Origin of the sequence: Sinomonas sp. B1-1 (assembly GCF_050474465.1) — a bacterium.
Classification (GTDB): Bacteria; Actinomycetota; Actinomycetes; order Actinomycetales; family Micrococcaceae; genus Sinomonas; species Sinomonas flava.
This window is the reverse complement of record NZ_JBCHVF010000002.1, coordinates 509806-527245: the sequence shown is the minus strand read 5'-3', so window position 1 is coordinate 527245 and position 17440 is coordinate 509806. Positions and strand designations below refer to the sequence as shown.

Here is a 17440-nt window from a genome sequence, read left to right as displayed (position 1 = left end):
CCTCGGCGGCGCGCTGGCGCACGCCCTCGGGGTCGCCGTCGCCCCAGACGGCGGAGCCGACGATGGCCTGGTGGCGGAAGTCGATCGGGTCGTCGCACACGGCCTGGCCCTTGAGGTGGTTCGAGATCGCCCAGAGCTTCAGGCCGTGGCGCTCGAGGATGCCGAGGCGTTCGTCGATGTAGGCCGCATCGTCCCAGCGGGCGGCGTCGAGGTGCTCGCCGGAGACGGCGATCTCGAGGCCGTCGTAGCCCCAGCCGGCCGCGAGCTCGGCGACCTCCTCGAGCTTCAGGTCGGCCCACTGGCCGGTGAACAGGGTGAACGGGCGGGGCATCATGATCTCCTTAAGCTGGCTGGCCGTCGAGGTCGGCTTGGCTGTCCCAGCCCTCGACGATAGGTGGAAGGGGTGAGAAGCGGCGGTGCGGCCCCTCACCCCTTGCGCTGTTCCTGTTAGCCCGCCAGTTCGGCGACGCTGGAGACGTCGATCCATTCGCCCTTCGCTGACGACGCAACGATGGCCTCGTCGATGAGCGCCGTCTGGTACCCGTCGGCGAAGTTCGGGCTCACGCTGCCACCCTCGGCGATGGCCTTGAAGAAGTCGTGCGCCTCGATGATCTTCGTTTCCCCGTACCCGATGCCCAGAGCCGGGATGGGCCAGAGGCCCTCGCCGTACGGGTGGGCCGGGCCGGTGTAGACGGTCCGGAAGCCGCGCCGGTCACCGCCGTCTGACGCGAAGCAGACCTGGAGCTCGTCCCGGCGCTCGTAGTTGAAGACGATGCTGCCCTCGGTGCCGTGGATCTCGAAGGTGATGAAGTTGTTCCGGCCCCAGCCGTTGCGCGTGGCCTCGATGGAGCCGACGGCCCCGTTCCCGAAGCGGATCATGGTCATGACCTCGTCATCGACGTCGACCTCCCCCCGGGGGCCCTCGCCGCCGCGGACGTTGCCGAGCGCGTCGGCGCCGCCGGTCTGCAGCGGTCGATCTGGGATCCACGTCGAGAGCAGCGAGCTGACGGAGGCGAACTCGCCCACGAGGTAGCGGGCCATGTCCACCACGTGCGTGGCGATGTCCCCGAGCGCGCCGGAGCCCGCGATCGACTTCTGGAAGCGCCACGAGAGCGGCGAGTCCGGGGAGGCGCTCCAGTCCTGGAGGTAGGTGCCACGGAAGTTCAGGACCCGCCCGATCGCGCCCTCCTCGATGTACTTCTTGGCAAGGGCGACGGCGGGTGTGCGGCGGTAGTTGAACGCCACCATGTGCACGATCCCGGCATCCTTGACCGCGTCGTACATCGCCTTCGACTCGTCGACGGTCCGGGCGAGCGGCTTCTCGCAGATGATGTGCTTGCCGGCCTGCGCAGCGGCGATCGCGATCTCGGCGTGGAGGTGGTTCGGGGTGGCGATGTCGACGACGTCGATTGCCGGGTCGTCGATGATGCTGCGCCAGTCGGAGGTCGACTGCTCGAAGCCGAAGCGGCGGGCGGCCTCGGCGGCGAGCTGCTCGTTGGCCTCGGCGATCGTGTGGCGGACGGGGATGGCCGGTGCCGGCCAGAAGAACATGGGCATGGCGGAGTAGGCGAGGGAGTGGGCCTTGCCCATGAAGCCGCCTCCGATGAGGCCGACATTGAGGTTCTTCACGGTGATCAGTTCCTTCTCGGTGGTCAGGGTTGGGGTCAGAATCGGGGCGGAAAGGTTACGGGAGGAGCTCTTGGAGATACCTGCGGCTGGCCTCGGCGGCGGTGCGCGGGTCGCCGTCGTACTCGTCCAGCTCGACCATGAGCCAGCTGTCGTAGCCGCTCTCCTTGATCGCCTGGACGATGTCCGGGAAGTCCAGCTCGCCCTGCCCGAGCGGCAGGAACGCGAACGGGTCCCGGCGGAGGTCCTTGAGGTGGACGTGCCGGATCCGCTCGGGGTACTTGCGGATGACGGCGGCGGGGTCCGCGCCGCCCGCGGCGAGGTGCGCCGTGTCCGGGCAGAAGCCGATCCGGGTGAGGCCCATGAGTCGCTCGAGCTCGTCCGGGCTCTCCACGATCGTGGTCAGGTGAGGGTGGTAGCTCGCCGAGAGTCCGAACTCCTCGGCGATGTCGGTGACCCGGTCCAGGGCCTCGCCGAGCCGTCGGTAGTCCTCCTCCGTGGTCCCGGCTGCCCGGCGCGCGCCGCCGCCGACCACGAGGCGCTCGGCCCCGAACTGGGCCGCGAGCTCGGCAGCGCGCCGGATCCGGTGCAGCTCGTCCGGGAGGATGTCCGCGTAGATGAAGTTCGCGCCCGTGTAGACGCTCACGAGCTCGACGCCGGCCCGGTCGAGGATCCCGCGGAGCTCCTCGGGCTTCTCGGCGTAGTCGGCGAGATTCCCGTCGAACATCTCGACGCCGGCGTACCCGGCGGCGGCGATGTCCGCCACGGCCCGGTCCATGGGCCCGTGCGTGAGGTAGAAGAGGTCCTTGACGCTCGTCACCCCGACGGGATGGCCTACAACGCCGCCCCACGTGATGGTGCAGTATCCGAGTTTCATGGTGAGGCCTTTCAGATGCTGGGAGAGAGAGGAGAAGGCTGGGAGGGCACGTGGCCCGCGGGAACGTCGGCCCAGGAACCGCCGCGCGCCGACGCCACGAGCGCCTCGGTGAGCTGGGCGGCCCGCAGCCCGTCCCGGAAGGTCGGCAGGCCATCTGGCGCGTCCCCGCGGACCGCGGCGTAGACGTCCGCCACGAAGGCCGTGAAGCTGTCCTGGTAGCCGAGGGGGTGCCCGGCCGGGAGCCGGGCGTAGCGCCGGCCGCCGTCAGTGGTCAGGGTGTCCGGTCCGACGGCGACCCGGGTGGCGGCGCCCGTGCGGCCCACCCACAGGGTGTCCGGCTGCTCCTGGTCGAAGCTCAAGGACGCCTCCGTGCCGTCGAACGAGAACCACAGCCGGTTCTTGCGTCCCGGGCTGACCTGGCTGACGACGACGGAGCCGGCGGCGCCGTGGTCGGTCTCGAAGAGCACCGTGGCGCCGTCCTCCGTCGCGACGGCGGCCGGGCCGGCCGGGGTGGGCCGCTCCTCGAACGCCCGCGACGTCGAGGCAACCAGCCGCACGATCCGCTGTCCCGTGACGAACTCCATGAGGTCGCACCAGTGGACGCCAATGTCTGCGAACGCGCGGGAGGTGCCCCCTGCGCGGGGGTCCACGCGCCAGTTCGTCGCCTCCGGGCTCGCGAGCCAGTCCTGCAGGTAGGAGCCGTGCAGGAGCCAGGGCCGGCCGGCGTCGCCCCTGGCCACGAGGCCGCGCGCCTCGCGCACCGCCGGGTAGAACCGGTAGACGAACGGCACCGCCGCGACGACCCCGGCCCGCTCCGCCTGCTCGGCGAGCTCGGCGGCGTCGTGCGCGGACGTCGCAAGCGGCTTCTCGCACACGATCGCCTTGCCGGCGTCGATCGCCGTCCTGGCCAGCTCCGCGTGGGTCGCGTTGGGGGTGCAGATGTGCACGACGTCGACGTCGTCCCTCGCGATGAGCTCCTCTGCCGAGGTGGCCGCCGACGCGGCCCCCAGCGCGGCCGCCGCCCGCTCGGCGCTGGCCGGGCTGCTTCCGGCGACGGCGCTCACGAGTCCCCCCGATGCCCGAACCGCGTGCGCGTGGACGGACCCCATGAACCCCGTGCCGATGATCCCCGAGCGCAGGCCCGCGGAAGGGAGCGTGCCCACGGCTACTTCTTCCGGGCCAGCGCGACGGCGAGGATGATGATCGCGCCGCGGACCACCTGCTGCTGGCTGCTGTCGAGGCCGGCGAGGATCAGCCCGTTGTTGATCAGGCCGATCAGCAGGGCCCCGAAGAGGGTCCCGATGACTGACCCGGCGCCGCCGAAGAGGCTCGTCCCGCCGAGGATGACGGCGGCGATGGCGGAGAGCTCGTCGCCCGTGCCCCACTGGAAGCGCCCGGACTGGAGGCGGCCGGCGTAGAGCATGCCCGCGACGCTCGCGACGGCACCGGAGATGAGCAGGACCTGGAACTTGATGCGCTTGGTGTTGATGCCGGTGAACTCCGCGGCGGTGCGGTTGCCGCCCGTGGCGAGGACCTGCCGGCCGAACCTGGTGCGGTTCAGCACGACGGCGCCGATTGCCACGAAGACCGCGCTCCACACGATCAGCCCGGGGACGGGGCCGAAGTTGCCGGAGCCGAACAGGGTGTTGAACGTGTCGTTGAGGATCGGCTGCGGGGCCGAGGCGGTGATCCACTGGGCGGCGCCGACGGCGATGCCGAGCATGCCGAGCGTCACCAGGAAGGAGGGGATGCCCAGGAGGCTCACGAGCGCGCCGTTGATGGACCCGACCACCAGGCCGACGGCGAGGCCGGCCAGGATGCCCGGGATGAGCCCCCACTGGGACAGGGCCATGGCCGTGCACACGCTGGAGAGGCCAGCGGTGGAGCCGACGCTGAGGTCGATCTCGGCGCACGAGATGACGTAGGTCATCCCCACGGCGATGACCGTGATGGTCGCCGTCTGCCGGAAGATGTTCAGCAGGTTCTGCGGCGACAGGAAGCCCTGGTCGCGCAGCAGAACGGCGAAGAAGAGGAACACGACGACGAAGCCGATGTAGATGACGTACCGGCGCCAGTCGAGCTCCTTCAGCGTCGCGCCGAAGCTGCGGGACGCGGGGGCGGTGTCGCCGGCGGTGATGGTGGATGCCTTGCTCACGGGTCAGACTCCCTGGACTGCGAGTTGGAGATATTCCTCGTCAGCGATCTCGCTGCGGGGGATGTCACGGATGACGGAGCCGTCCTTGAGGACGAGAACGCGGTCGCTGACCGCGAGGAGTTCGGGATATTCGGAGGAGATGACGATGACCGCCTTCCCCGCGGTGGCGAGGTCCCGGATCATGTCCAGGATTTCGCTCTTCGTGCCGATGTCGACGCCAGCCGTGGGCTCGTCGAGGATGAGGATGTCCGGGTCGGTGCCCAGCCACTTCGCGATCACGACCTTCTGCTGGTTGCCGCCCGAGAGGAGGCGCACCGGCCGCTGCGGGTGCGCGACCTTGACCGCGAACTTCCGGATCAGTGCGGTGGAAAGATCCTTCCCGGCGCCCTGGTCAAGGAGCGGGCCCCGCTGGATCTGGCCCAGGAGCGGCAGGAGCAGGTTCTCCCGGACCGAGTGGTCCAGGACGAGCCCCTGCGCCCGGCGGTCCTCCGGGACGAGGGCGACGCCGGCGTCGATGGCCTGCTGCGGGGAGGCCAGGCTGACCTTCTCGCCGCGGATCCGGATCTCGCCGCTGTCCACCCGGTCGATCCCGAACAGCGCCCGCGCCAGCTCGGTGCGCCCGCTGCCCATCAGTCCAGCGAGGCCGAGGATCTCCCCGGGACGGAGCGTGAAGGACACGTCCCGCACCCGGCACCCTGCGGTGAGGCCGCGCACCTCGAGGAGGGGGGCGCCGTCGTGCGCCGTGTGGTCCCGCTCGCGGTAGGCGAGCTGGCCCTCGATCTTCTTCCCGACGATGCCCTCGACGATCTGCTCGGGGGTGACACCGGTCAGCGGCTCGGTCAGAAGCCGGCGGCCGTCGCGGAGGATCGTGATCCGGTCCGCGAGCCGGTACACCTCGTCCATGCGGTGGGAGATGTAGATGATCGAGATCCCGCGCGCCTTCAGCCGGTCGATCAGCTCGAACAGGGCCTCGGACTCGTGGCGGGCCAGGCTGGCGGTGGGCTCATCCATGATGAGGACCTGCGCGTTCTGCGAGAGCGCCTTGGCGATCTCCGTCAGCTGCCAGTAGGCGGTGCCGAGGCGGGAGACCTCGGCGCGGGGGTCGACGTCCACCTCCATTTCGGCGAAGAGCTCCTTGGCCTTGCGGACAGCGGTGCGGTCGTCGATCAGCCCGCCGCGCCCAAGCGGCTCCGCCGCGAGGAAGATGTTCTGCGCAACAGTGAGGCTCGGCACGAGGCTGAATTCCTGGAAGACCATGCCGATCCCAGCGGCCTTCGCGTCCTGGATCGAGCTGATCCGGACCGGCTTCCCGCTGATGAGGATCTCCCCGGCATCCGCCTGGTAGACGCCCTGGAGGATCTTCATGAGGGTCGACTTCCCGGCCCCGTTCCCGCCTGCCAGGGCGTGGACCTCGCCCCGGCGGACATCGAAGCCGACGTCCTTGAGGACTGGGACGCCGTTGAAGCCCTTGGAGACCGAGCGCATCTCGACGACGTTGTCTGCGGTGTTCATGGTTGCCCTTTCGGATCGGTGCGGGGGCGCGGGCCCCCGCACCGTCGGACGGTGCTAGTTCTTGTAGGAGTCCTTGAGCTCCTTGGGGGCGTCCTCGTGGTAGACCTGCTTCCACGCGTCGAGGACGTTGGCGTGGTCCACCGGGAGGGCGCTGAGGGCGACGTAGGCCGGTGCCTGCTTGCCGATCAGCGAGCCCGCTGCGAGGCGGGCCTCCGCGGCGCCCTGGTCGAACGGCACCTGCGCGCCCAGGCCGACCACGAGCTCGTTCTTGGCCAGGCTGATGGCGACGTTCTTGCCGAGGTCCTCAGTGGCGATCTTCAGGTCCTGCCGGCCGGAGGCGCGGGCTGCGGCCATGACACCCTCCGCCGGGACGTCCCAGACTGCCCAGATCCCGGAGAGGTCGGCGTACTTGCTGAGCATCGCGTTGGCCGCGGCCTGCGCGTCGCCGGCGAAGTCGGGGCCGGCGATGCCCTTCTCCTCGACGATCTTGATGTCCGGGTAGTCCTTCTCGATCGTCTCCTTGAAGCCCTGGTAGCGCTGCTTCGTCACGAAGAAGTCGGCCTGGTGGAAGACGACGCCGATCTTGCCCTTGCCGCCGAGGGCCTTGGCCATCTCGTGGGCGGAGACGACGCCGTTGCCGTAGTTGTCCGCAGAGACCGCGGAGACGTAGTCCTTGCCCGCGGTGAGCCCCTGCGGGACGTTGTCCATGAAGACGAGCTTGGCGCCGGCTTCCGAGGCCTTCTTGTATGCGGAGGCGGTGGCGACCGGGTCCGTGGGGATCGAGACGATGATGTTCGGTTTCTGGGTCAGGACGGTCTCGAGGTCCGAGACCTGCTTGTCCGGCTTGAAGTTGGCGTCGGTCGTGGCGACGACCTTGATGCCGAGCTTCTCGAACTCCGCCTTGAGGCCGTTCACCTGGGCGGTGGCCCAGTCATTGCCGCCGTAGTGCATCACGATGGCCGCAGTCGCCCCAAGGGCCTTGACCTTGGCGACCTCGTCAGGGGTGAGGTCCGCAGCGGAGACAGGGGAGGGGGCCTCACCGTTGGGGCCCTTGCTGAGCACCTTTCCGGTGATCTCCTTCAGGGCGGCGTCGGCCTTCTGCGAGACGCCGGAATCGACGGTGGCGGTGCTGCTCGCCGATGAGCTGCATCCGGTGGCGGCGAGGGCGAGCGCGAGGCCCGTGGCCGCTGCGAGGAGGGGCGTCCTGCGGATCATGGTGTTCTCCTGGTGGGGATGAGGGTGTGCGGCGGCGGCCCTTAGCAGCTGCCGACGGGTCGGTGACGGGACCGCCGGGGGCCCTGGGCAACGGCGGGGACGGGGAAGCTCAGGCGAGGGCTATCGCGAGAGCGGGGGGAATCGGCGAGAGGACGAGGCCGCCGCCGGCAGCGGCTGCGCGCACTGCGGCAGCCTTGTCGGAGGAGGCGAGGAAGGCCTCGGCGTAGGGCTTGTCGAAGAAGAGCCCGAGGGAGCACGGGCCCAGCCTGCGGCGGACCCACGCCACGACATCGGACGACACCGTCGCCATGTCGCCGCACAGGTCCACCTGAGTCGGATCTGCGGTTGTCACTGTGGTGAGGACCTGGGCCCGATCCACCGTGACCACGAGGCTTGCCCAGAGGGCTCCCTCATGGAAGACGCCGACGACCGCGGAGGAGCCCGGGCGGACGAAGGCGTCAACCGCCCGGGAGATCTCCGCGTCCTTCACCGGCCCGGCGAGGAGCCGCTGGACGTGGGACCACTGGCCGGCGTCGAGGTTGAGGGCCTCGACGGCGGGGTGGAGCGCCAGGACGTCGTTGACATTGCTGCGGTGCATGGTGCTTCTCCTCTCCCTCGAGGTCCGAACGCGGTTCCGTGAACGTTCACGGTCGTTCTATCGTGAACGTTCACGGTGGGCGGTGTCAAGGGTCACAGATAAGTCGGCGTTAGGTCTCGGTTTTGCTCAGGCCTCGGCGCGGAGCCGGGCCGGTATGGCGCTCTCACGGACCACAAGCGTCGGCACGCTCGGCGTCCGGTCTACCTCGCGGCCCTCGATCGCGCCGATGAGCACATCGATGCTGGCCTGTGCCAAGCCGGGGAAGTCCTGCCGCACCGTGGTGAGGGGCGGGAGGAAGTAGTCGGAGCCCTCGACGTCATCGAAGCCCACGATGCTGACGTCGTGGGGAACGCGGATGCCGTGCTCGGCGAAGGCGCGGATGAGGCCGAGGGCCGTGTGGTCGCTCACGGCGAAGATCGCCTGCGGCACTCGCTCCTCATCCACGAGGCGGAGGCCGGTCTCGTAGGCCCATTTGGGGCTCCAGTCGCCCTCGAGGCAGAGCCCCGGCGTGAGGCCCGCCTCGCGGAGGGCCGCCTCCCAGCCGCGCTTGCGGACGCGTCCATCGAACCATTCCATGGAGCCCGCGATGTGGGCGATGTCCGTGTGGCCGAGGTCGATGAGGTGCTGGGTGGCCATGCGCGCGCCCAGCTCCTGGTTCTCGGAGTAGGTGAACACATTGGGGGTGGAGGACGCGCCTGCGGCGATCATCTCGACCGGGACCCGCAGCGTCGCATTCCAGACGGCGGCGGCAAGAGGAACGCGTGGCGCGATCGCGATGATGCCGTCGACGCCGGCGTCCTCGAGCGACTCGAGGGCTTTGGCGACTGAGTCCTCATACGGCTCTTCGACGGTCACCACCGTCGTCCCGTACCCCTTCTGGCGTGCCACGTTCTCGAGGGCGATGAGGGTGCCCATGGGGCCGAATCTCGGGGAGCCGTCCGTCAGGATCCCGAGGACAGTCGACCGGTTCGTGACGAGCGCTGTCGCTGTACGGTTGCGGCGGTAGCCGACCTCCTTGATGACTTCAAGGACACGTTCGCGCGTTGCGGGGCTGACATCCGGGGCACTGTTGATGACCCGCGAGACGGTCTGGTAGGAGACGCCGGCAATTCTGGCCACGTCCGTGATGCTTGGCTTGCGCCGCGCCGGCTCTGCCACCAGCCACTCCCCTCACGCTCTGTTGGCTCAACATTACGGGCGGTGCCGCTCTGCGGGAAACGGGCCCTCTGCGTGGCCTCCCGGGTGACGCCGCCCTGTAGATTCCTGACATGCCTGCAACCGACGCCGCCGCGGCCACCCTCGAAGCCCTCCTCCCCGAGGGCCGCGTCCTGACCTCGGAGGCCTCCTTCGCGGGCTATCTCCACGACGAAGGCGAGTGGGCCGTCTACGGCGACCCGCTCGCCGTCGTGCGTCCCGAGAGCACCGAGGAGGTGGCCGCGGTGGCGCGCTGGTGCGCCGAGACTGGCACCCCTCTGGTGGCGCGCGGGGCAGGGACCGGGCTCTCGGGCGCGGCGAACGCGATGGAGGGGTGCGTGGTCGTCTCGTTCGAGCGGATGAACGCCATCCTCGAGGTCAACGAGGCTGAGCGGTGGGCCCGGGTCCAGCCCGGCGTGGTCAACGACGACCTCCGCGCCCACGTCGCCCAGCACGGCCTCTGGTACCCGCCGGACCCGGCGTCGTCGCCGTGGTCCACGATCGGCGGGAACGTCGCGACCAACGCCGGCGGGATGTGCTGCGTCAAGTACGGCGTCACGCGGGACTACGTCCTCGAGCTCGAGGTGGTCACGGGCACCGGGGAGGTCACGCGGCTTGGCACCCGCACCGCGAAGGGTGCGGCGGGCTACGACCTGGTGGGCCTGATGGTCGGCTCGGAGAGCACGCTCGCCGTCGTGACCGAGGTCGTGGTGCGGCTGCGTCCGCTGCCGCCGGCGCCGATCACGGTGGCCGGCATGTTCGACTCGGTGGTCGACGCCGGGCGGGCCGTCGCGCTCGTGGCGGAGTCCGGAATCAGCCCCTCGGTGCTCGAGCTCGTGGACCGGCACTGCCTCAAGGCCGTGGACGACTGGAAGCACATGGGCCTCTCCACCGACGCGAATGCGGTGCTCATCGGCAGGACCGACGCGCCGGGCGAGCAGGGCCAGTTCGAGGCCGCCGAGCTCGCGCGCTGCTTCGAGGAGGCCGGGGCGAGCCTCGCCGCGATCTCGGCGGACGAGCAGGAGTCCGAGGCGCTCTATGCGGCGCGGCGCCTCGCGTACCCGGCGCTTGAGCGGCTCGGCCCGGTGCTCACCGAGGACGTCTGCGTGCCCAAGGCCAGGGTGCCCGAGGTGCTCGCGCGGATCGAGGAGATCGCCGTGGCCCACGACGTGCTGATCGCCAACATCGCCCACGCCGGCGACGGGAACCTCCACCCGCTCATCATCACCACGCCCGGGGACGACGCCGCGCGGGGCCGCGCGCACGAAGCGTTCAGCGAGATCATCGACGCCGCGCTCGCCGTCGGCGGGACCGTGAGCGGCGAGCACGGCGTCGGGACGCTCAAGCTCGACGGGCTGGCCAAGGAGCTCTCGCCGGTGAGCCTCGCGATGCACCACGCGGTCAAGAACGCCCTCGACCCGCGCGGCATCCTCAACCCCGGCCGCGCGATCCCGCCGCTGGGGTAGGGGCGGGAGGCACGCCGCCCACTTCGCCATGCCGCGCTACACCCCCAGATACACCGTCTTCCCCCACGTGTAGAACTCCACCGCACTCCGCCCCTGCTCCCGGAACGTGTTCGTCGAGGAGTCCTTGACCCCGCCGAACGGCGCGTTGAGATCCAGCCCCGACGTGGGCCGGTTGACCTTCACCACGCCGGCTTGGGCCCGCGCCGCGAAGTCCGTCGCGAGCGCCAGGGAATCCGTGCAGATCCCGGCCGTGAGCCCGTACCGGGACGAGTTCACGGCGGCGAGCCCGGCCTCGTAGTCCGGCACCTCGAGCACCGCGACCACGGGGCCGAAGACCTCCTCGGTCACGATCGGATCGTCCTCCGCCATCCCGGCCAGCACCGCCGGCGGGAAGAAGAGGCCGCCGGTGGGGTCGGCGTCGTGCGCCCCGGCCAGCAGCTCCGCGCCGCGCTCCACGGCCAGGCGCACGGCGGCGGCGTCCTGCGCGAACTGCGCCTCGCTCACCACGGCGCCCATCCGCGCCCCCGCCAGCCCGTCGCCGGGCGCGTACTCGCCGGCAATCCGCACGAGCGCCGCCGTGAACGCCTCCCGCACGCCCGGCGTCACGTACACCCGCGACGTCGCCGTGCACGCCTGCCCCGTGAGCCCGAACGCCCCCGCCGCGACCACCGCGGCGGCCGACTCCGGGTCCGCGTCGCCCAGCACGAGCACGGCGTTCTTCCCGCCCATCTCGAGCTGGACCCGCGCCCGGCGCGCGTCCAGGACCCCCTTGAGATGCAGGCCCACCGCCGTGGACCCCGTGAAGGACAGCCCGGCGACCCGCTCGTCGCGCGCGAACGCCTCGCCCACCACGCGCCCGGACCCGTGCACCACGTTGAACACCCCAGTCGGCAGGCCCGCGTCCTGCAGCGCCCGCGCCAGGTGCGTCGCCGAGAGCGGGGTCAGCTCGGCGGGCTTGAGCACGACGGCGTTGCCCGCCACGAGCGCCGGCGCCGCCTTCCACGCGGGGATCGCGATCGGGAAGTTCCACGGCGTGATGAGCGCGAACACGCCCAGCGGCTCCCGTCGGGTGGTGATCGTGGTCCCGGGGAGACCCGAGGGCAGCACGTCCCCGGACGGCGCCCAGCCGAGCGAGCCGAAGAACCGCAGGACGTCCGCGGCGCGCTTGACCTCGCCGGTGGCCTCGGCAAGCGTCTTGCCCTCCTCGCGCACCAGGTCCGCCGCGACCGCAGTGGCCCGGTCCTCGAGCAGCGACGCGGCCTTGAGCAGGATCGCCCCCCGGGCCGGGGCCGGCAGCGCGGCCCACGCCGGCTGGGCGCGGACAGCTGCGGCGACGGCGGCGTCGGCGTCCTCGGCGGTGCCCGCGGGAGAGAGGGCCACGATCTCGTGCGGCCGGGCCGGGTTGCGGCGCTCGGTGATGGGCGTGCCGGTCCACGCCCCGTCGATGAGGTGGCGGGCGAGGCCGGGCTGGGGGCGGGCGGCCGAGTCGGTGGTTGCGGTTCCAGCGGCGAGCGTGGTCATGGGAGTCCTTGCTGTGTCGGGGAGGCCGCCCAGGGGAGGCCGGGAGGGGAGCCTGTCAGAGGCTGCGGATGAGCCCGCCGTCGCACCGCAGCGCGACGCCGGTGATGTACGACGCGGGCGCGCTGCACAGGAACGCGGCGGCGGCGCCGAACTCCTCGGGCGTGCCGTAGCGGCGCGCGGGAATGGTCCTGCGCGACTCGAGCTGGACCTCGTCCAGAGTGGTGCCGCGGCGCTTGGCGGCGGCTGAGTCGAGCTCGGCGACGCGGTCCGTCGCGATGCGCCCGGGCAGGAGCAGGTTCACGGTCACGGCGTCGAGCGCCACCTCCGCGGCGAGGGTCTTGAGGTACCCGGCCAGCGCGGCCCGGCCCGTGTTGGACACGGCCAGGTTCGGCAGGGGAGCGGTGACCCCGCTCGAGCCGACCGCCAGGACCCGCCCCCAGCGCCGCTCGCGCATCCCGGGCAGCACCCGGGAGACGAGGGCGTGGTGCGGGCGGACGAGCAGGTCGAACGCGCTCGCGATCTCGTCCACGCCCAGCGCCGCGGCCGCGCCCGGCTTGGGGCCTGGGCCGTTGAGCACCGCGATGTCGATCGGCTGCCCGAGGGCCTCCTCGGCCCGGTCCACCGCCTCCGCTGCGCCGGCCGGCGTGCCGAGGTCCCCGCCGACGGCGACGGCGCCCGGCAGCTCCGCGGCGATCCGCTCGGCCCGCTCGCGGCGGCGGCCCGTGATGGCCACGCGGGCGCCCTCGGCCGCGAGGGCCCGCGCGATCGCGAGCCCGAGCCCGCCCGTGGACGCCGCGACGAACGCGGCCTTGCCGTTGATCCCGAGGTCCATCAGCGCACCCCCGCCGCGAGGCTGTCGAGCGCCTCGAGGGCCGCGTCGAGCTGGCCCTGCAGCATAGCCCCGAGCTCGGCCGGGAAGGGCGCGGCGGGCGTCCGCACTGACGCGTCCGCGATGAACCCGCGCCGGAGGAACAGCTCCTTGCGCAGCGCGAGGGCGATCCGCGGCTGCTGCTCGAAGTTCACAAGCGGCAGGAACGGCGCGAACACGGCGGCGGCCGCCTCCGGCCCGCCGTCGTGCGCCGCCCGGACGGCGGCGACGAGCGCCTCGGGGAACGAGAACCCTGTCATCGCCCCGGCCGCACCGGCGGCGAGCTCGTCCAGCAGGCCCTGCCCGCCGAGCCCTCCGAACACCGGCACGCCCCCGGCCCCGAGCGCTGCCAGGAGCCGGGCGATGTTCAGCGCCGTCGGCGGCGCCTCCGCCTTCACCGCGGCCACGAAGGGGCAGCGGCGCACGACGGCGGCAACCGCCCGCGCGGGCACGCTCACCCCGCTCGCAGCCGGGTAGTCCTGGAGCACGATCCCCGCGCCCGTGGCCCGGTGGATGCCCTCCAGGTGCTTCGCGAGGGAGTCCGGGTCCGCGGTGTTCGCCTGGACCATGACGGCCCGGAGCCGGTCGCCGAGGACGGCCTGGGCGGCGAGGACCTCGTCGATCGCGGGGCGCGTGGCCAGGGCCGTGACCCCGGCGACGATCGGCAGGGACGAGGCCTCCGCGGCCGTCTCGAGCACGAGGGCCTTCTCGGCCACGCTCAGCGACGCGGCCTCGCCGAAGACGCCCAGCACGGTCAGGCCCACGGCGCCGACGGCCTCGTAGTGCTCGACGAGCTGCGCGAGGCTGTCCGTGTCCACGTCCAGCGCGCTTCCGGTGAACGGCGTGGGGACGACGCCCCACACACCGCGGTCGAGGATGATGCTCACGGTTCCTCCTACTCTCCCGGCCAGACGGGCGCGCGCTTCTCCTGGAAGGCGAGCACCCCCTCGGCCGAATCCTTGCTGTCCATCGCGTCCATGAGCGCCGGCAGGCGCATGGCCCGCGCCTCGGCGGCGGTCAGGTGCGCGGTGCGGGTGACCATCTGCTTCACGGCGCGCACCGAGGTGGGCGCGCAGGCCCGGATCATGCCCAGCCAGCGCTCCACGGCGGCGTCGAGCTCCGCGGCGGGGACCACCTCGTTCACGAGGCCCATCGCAGCCATCTCCGCCGCCGGGGCCTTCCGGCCCGTGAGCAGCATCGACATCGCCTGCGTGTACGGGACGCGGCGCACGAGCTGGTGGATGCCGCCGTCCAGCGCGAGCCGGCCCACGCGCGGCTCGGTGAGCCCGAACTGGGCGTGCTCGGCCGCGACGACGATGTCCGCGCCGAGGACCATCTCCATGCCCCCGCCGAGCGCGTACCCGTTGACGCGGGCGATCACGGGGATGTCGAGGGTCTGGCGCACGCTCAGCCCGCCGAACCCGTTCGGGTCCAGGTCCGCCCAGTACTCGAGGCCGGTCTTGTCCACGGCGCTCGCGGACATGTCCGCGCCGACGCAGAACGCGCGTTCGCCGGCTCCCGTGACCACGACGGCGCGCAGCGAGCGGTCGGCCTCTATCTGCTCCCAGATCCCGTTCAGCCTCGCAGTCGTGGGACCGTCGACGGCGTTGAGCACCCGCGGGCGGTCGATCACCACCCAGGCGACGCTGTCCCGCACGGCCAGCCGGACGCCGTCGTGCGCTGCCGCCTCCGAAGACCCCTGCGAAACCGCCTCCGCGGCGGCCGCCGAAGCAGCCGCGCTCATCGCAGCACCCCCAGCTCCTGCAGGCGCGCGATGGTCTCCTCGTCGAAGCCGTTCTCGCGCAGCACCTCGGCGTTGTGCTCGCCGAGCCGCGGGGCCGGGCGGCGCACCGAGGCCGGCGTCTCGGAGAGGCGGATCGGGGCGTTGAGCATGCGCACGGTGCCGACCGTGGGGTGCTCGGCCTCGACGATCATGCCGTTGACGCGGGTCTGCTCGTCGGCGAGGGTCTGCTCGAGCGTGAGCACGGGCGCATTGAGCAGGTCCTCGGCCTGGAGCCGCTCGGTCCAGTACTCTGTGCTGCCGGTCGCGAAGCGCTCGCGGAAGATCGCCTGGAGCGCGGCCTTGTTCTCGAACTGCCGCGGCAGGTCGGCGAACTCGGGCCGCTCCGTGAGGTCCTCGTCGAGCCCCAGCGCGCGGGAGATGCGCAGGAGCGGGTCCGGCGTGAACCCGCCCACGAGGCAGATGGCGCCGTCGGTCGTCTCGAAGACGCCGCTGAGGGGCATGGCTCCCCAGTTCACCTCGTAGCCGCGGTTGAGCTGCATGCACGCCTCCTGCATCTGCAGGTGAAGCATCGAGTCGTACATTGCGACCTCGACCTTCTGGCCCACGCCCGCGGTCTCGCGGGTGCGCAGCGCGAGCAGGATGCCCTGGAACAGGTGCATGCCGGTGATGTAGTCGCACAGGGTGGTCGGGTAGATCGATGGCGGCAGGTCCTCGCGGTTCCGGCGCCACATGACGCCGGAGTAGGCCTGCGCGATCGCGTCCTGCCCGCCCTTGTGCGAGTACGGGCCCTCCGGCCCGAAGCCCGTGCCCGAGGCCCAGATGACGCCCGGGTTGGTGCGGCGGATGTCCTCGTAGCCGAAGCCCATGCGCTCCATGACGCCGGCGCGGAAGTTGCTGACCACGACGTCCGCGTCCGCGACCAGCCGGGCGATCACCTCGCGGCCCTCCTCGGTGCGCGTGTCCACGCTGATGCCGCGCTTGTTGCGGTTGATCGAGAGGAAGATCGGGTTGTCCTTGCCGTCCGGGTCCGGGAAGGAGTTCCGCGAGATGTCCCCGACGCCCGGCCGCTCGACCTTGACCACGTCGGCGCCGAAGTCGCCCAGCAGCTGCGTGCAGCTCGGCCCCATGAACACCTGCGTGAAGTCCACGACCTTGATCCCGGCCAGCGGAAGCACGACGCCGGTGCCCGCCTCGGGTGCCTCGGCTGCGGTCGGGCGCGGGCTGGGGCGCTTCTCGGCGGCGAGCGCCTCGGCGACGGCGCTCATGCCCCCACCCCCGCGAGAGTGGCGGCGGAAGCGGGAGCTGCCGAGCCGGCGTCGACCGTCGCGTTCGCCGCGGGCACGTCGCCCGGGTCCGCGCCATGGCGCCGCATGCCCGCCTGGATGTCGCGGGCGTCGACGGCCCGGACGAGCGTCCCGGTCTCCACCGCGAGGGCCGCGGCCACCCCGACGGCCTGGCCCATGGCCATGCACGGCGGGATCTCGCGGGACATCTTCTGCGCCTCCGGCGTCGCCGAGTAGTGCCGGCCTGCGACCAGGAGCTGGTCCACCTCGCGGGGCAGGAGCGAGCGGTACGGGTAGTAGTAGTCGCGGCCGCGGGCCACGGAGTCCTCGAAGTGGCGGCGCGAGACGACGTCGTCCTTCGTCATGACGTACTCGCCCTGCAGCAGGCGGGTCTGGCGGACCCCCATCTGCGGGGCCGTGTCCAGGATGTGGGCACCGCGGAAGCCCGGCAGGTGCTCCTTGACGTACGCGACGGCCTCGGCGATGCGGTCGCGGGCCGCGAACTCGGCAGCGGTGAGGTCCACGGGGTCCACGCCGTCGAACCCGCTCATGTGCGGGGCGTTGCACCAGACGACGCCGTCGAGCGGGGTCTTGAGCCACCACAGCTCCCACGCACCGCCGAGGAGGCGCTTGACCTTGCGGTTGATGGCGCGGGCCTCCTTCGGGTTCTCCTGCTCGAAGCGCTCCGCCTCTGCCGTGTCCACGCCGCCGAGGCGGAACACGAGGGTCGTGATGTAGGAGTCGTGGGCGTGGGCTGCCCCGGCCCGGGAGGCGACGTCGATGTCGCCGGTCGTGTCGATCACGACGTCGGCGAGGTAGGCCTGCGGGCCAGCCTTGGTCTCGGCGAGCACGCCCTTCATGACGCCGTCCTCGACGATGGGGCGGGAAAACCACGAGTGGAGGCGCAGGGTGACGCCAGCCTCGCGGACCAGATCGTTGGAGACGCGCTTCCAGCCGTCCGGGTCGAACGCGGCGGCGTAGCAGATGGGCTTCGGGTTCGAGTGGGAGTGGAAGTCGAAGGTGCCGAACCGGCCCCACGTGTTCCACAGCTCCTGCGAGGTCCTGCGGTCCTCGGCCGGGGGCACGACGGCGAGGCCCAGCGCCTGGAGCCGCTCGACGTACTCGGAGACGATGCCGGTGACGGTGATCTCGGAGCCGTTGATCATGTCATCGAGGACGAGGACCATGCCGCCGGAGGCGAGGCCGCCGAGGTACGAGTAGCGTTCGAGGAGCGTCACGCTCGCGCCGGAGCGTGCGGCGGTCACGGCGGCGGCGACGCCGGCGGGGCCGCCGCCGACCACGAGCACCTGGGAGCGGTTGACCACGGGGGCGGCCAGCTCGGAGGGATGGATGCGGAGGTCAAGGGTATCCACGGTGGGGG

General features: G+C 71.7%; 15 protein-coding genes and 1 pseudogene. 1 reads left to right on the top strand and 15 read right to left on the bottom strand.

Annotated elements, in window-relative coordinates; all coding sequences use genetic code 11:
- The 9 genes and pseudogenes from ACQ5BE_RS07015 to ACQ5BE_RS06975 form a co-directional block, all read right to left on the bottom strand.
- A pseudogene (locus tag ACQ5BE_RS07015) lies at positions 1 to 331 on the bottom strand (sugar phosphate isomerase/epimerase); the annotation flags it as partial.
- Positions 332 to 447: 116 nt separating this feature from the next.
- Complete coding sequence (locus ACQ5BE_RS07010) at positions 448 to 1629, bottom strand: Gfo/Idh/MocA family protein (RefSeq protein WP_430296265.1); 1182 nt, start codon at positions 1627 to 1629, stop codon at positions 448 to 450.
- Positions 1630 to 1684: 55 nt separating this feature from the next.
- Complete coding sequence (locus ACQ5BE_RS07005) at positions 1685 to 2503, bottom strand: sugar phosphate isomerase/epimerase family protein (protein ID WP_430296264.1); 819 nt, start codon at positions 2501 to 2503, stop codon at positions 1685 to 1687.
- Between the two features lie 11 nt (positions 2504 to 2514).
- Positions 2515 to 3666, bottom strand: a complete 1152-nt coding sequence (locus ACQ5BE_RS07000; protein ID WP_430296263.1) for a Gfo/Idh/MocA family protein — start codon at positions 3664 to 3666, stop codon at positions 2515 to 2517.
- A 2-nt stretch (positions 3667 to 3668) separates the two neighbouring features.
- Positions 3669 to 4658 (bottom strand): ABC transporter permease, encoded by a 990-nt coding sequence (locus ACQ5BE_RS06995; protein WP_430296261.1) that lies wholly within the window; start codon positions 4656 to 4658, stop codon positions 3669 to 3671.
- 3 nt (positions 4659 to 4661) lie between these two features.
- Positions 4662 to 6170 carry a sugar ABC transporter ATP-binding protein gene (locus ACQ5BE_RS06990; protein ID WP_430296260.1) on the bottom strand — a complete coding sequence of 503 codons (1509 nt, stop codon included), beginning with the start codon at positions 6168 to 6170 and terminating at the stop codon, positions 4662 to 4664.
- 54 nt (positions 6171 to 6224) lie between these two features.
- The gene (locus tag ACQ5BE_RS06985) at positions 6225 to 7385 is read right to left on the bottom strand and encodes a substrate-binding domain-containing protein (RefSeq protein ID WP_430296259.1); all 1161 of its coding nucleotides are present in this window, start codon (positions 7383 to 7385) and stop codon (positions 6225 to 6227) included.
- A 109-nt stretch (positions 7386 to 7494) separates the two neighbouring features.
- Complete coding sequence (locus tag ACQ5BE_RS06980; protein ID WP_430296258.1) at positions 7495 to 7983, bottom strand: hypothetical protein; 489 nt, start codon at positions 7981 to 7983, stop codon at positions 7495 to 7497.
- Positions 7984 to 8109: 126 nt separating this feature from the next.
- Positions 8110 to 9141 (bottom strand): LacI family DNA-binding transcriptional regulator, encoded by a 1032-nt coding sequence (locus ACQ5BE_RS06975; protein ID WP_430296257.1) that lies wholly within the window; start codon positions 9139 to 9141, stop codon positions 8110 to 8112.
- 110 nt (positions 9142 to 9251) lie between these two features.
- Here ACQ5BE_RS06975 and ACQ5BE_RS06970 point away from each other — a divergent pair, with 110 nt between their 5' ends.
- On the top strand, positions 9252 to 10643 hold the full coding sequence (locus ACQ5BE_RS06970; RefSeq protein ID WP_430296256.1) for an FAD-binding oxidoreductase: 1392 nt from the start codon (positions 9252 to 9254) through the stop codon (positions 10641 to 10643).
- Positions 10644 to 10679: 36 nt separating this feature from the next.
- Here ACQ5BE_RS06970 and ACQ5BE_RS06965 read toward each other — a convergent pair whose 3' ends face one another.
- From ACQ5BE_RS06965 to ACQ5BE_RS06940, 6 genes are read right to left on the bottom strand one after another with little or no spacing between them, the layout of a single operon-like run.
- Positions 10680 to 12164: an aldehyde dehydrogenase family protein gene (locus ACQ5BE_RS06965; protein ID WP_430296255.1), complete on the bottom strand. Its 1485-nt coding sequence runs from the start codon at positions 12162 to 12164 to the stop codon at positions 10680 to 10682.
- 55 nt (positions 12165 to 12219) lie between these two features.
- The gene (locus ACQ5BE_RS06960; RefSeq protein ID WP_430296254.1) at positions 12220 to 12996 is read right to left on the bottom strand and encodes an SDR family oxidoreductase; all 777 of its coding nucleotides are present in this window, start codon (positions 12994 to 12996) and stop codon (positions 12220 to 12222) included.
- Positions 12996 to 13919 (bottom strand): dihydrodipicolinate synthase family protein, encoded by a 924-nt coding sequence (locus tag ACQ5BE_RS06955; protein WP_430296253.1) that lies wholly within the window; start codon positions 13917 to 13919, stop codon positions 12996 to 12998. The genes ACQ5BE_RS06960 and ACQ5BE_RS06955 overlap by 1 nt, the downstream gene beginning before the upstream one ends.
- Positions 13920 to 13927: 8 nt before the next feature.
- Positions 13928 to 14776 carry an enoyl-CoA hydratase-related protein gene (locus ACQ5BE_RS06950; RefSeq protein ID WP_430296252.1) on the bottom strand — a complete coding sequence of 283 codons (849 nt, stop codon included), beginning with the start codon at positions 14774 to 14776 and terminating at the stop codon, positions 13928 to 13930.
- On the bottom strand, positions 14773 to 16041 hold the full coding sequence (locus ACQ5BE_RS06945; protein ID WP_430296251.1) for a CaiB/BaiF CoA transferase family protein: 1269 nt from the start codon (positions 16039 to 16041) through the stop codon (positions 14773 to 14775). The genes ACQ5BE_RS06950 and ACQ5BE_RS06945 overlap by 4 nt, the downstream gene beginning before the upstream one ends.
- On the bottom strand, positions 16038 to 17432 hold the full coding sequence (locus ACQ5BE_RS06940; RefSeq protein WP_430296250.1) for an FAD-dependent oxidoreductase: 1395 nt from the start codon (positions 17430 to 17432) through the stop codon (positions 16038 to 16040). Before ACQ5BE_RS06940 ends, ACQ5BE_RS06945 begins: the two co-directional genes overlap by 4 nt.
- Between the last annotated feature and the right edge of the window lie 8 nt (positions 17433 to 17440).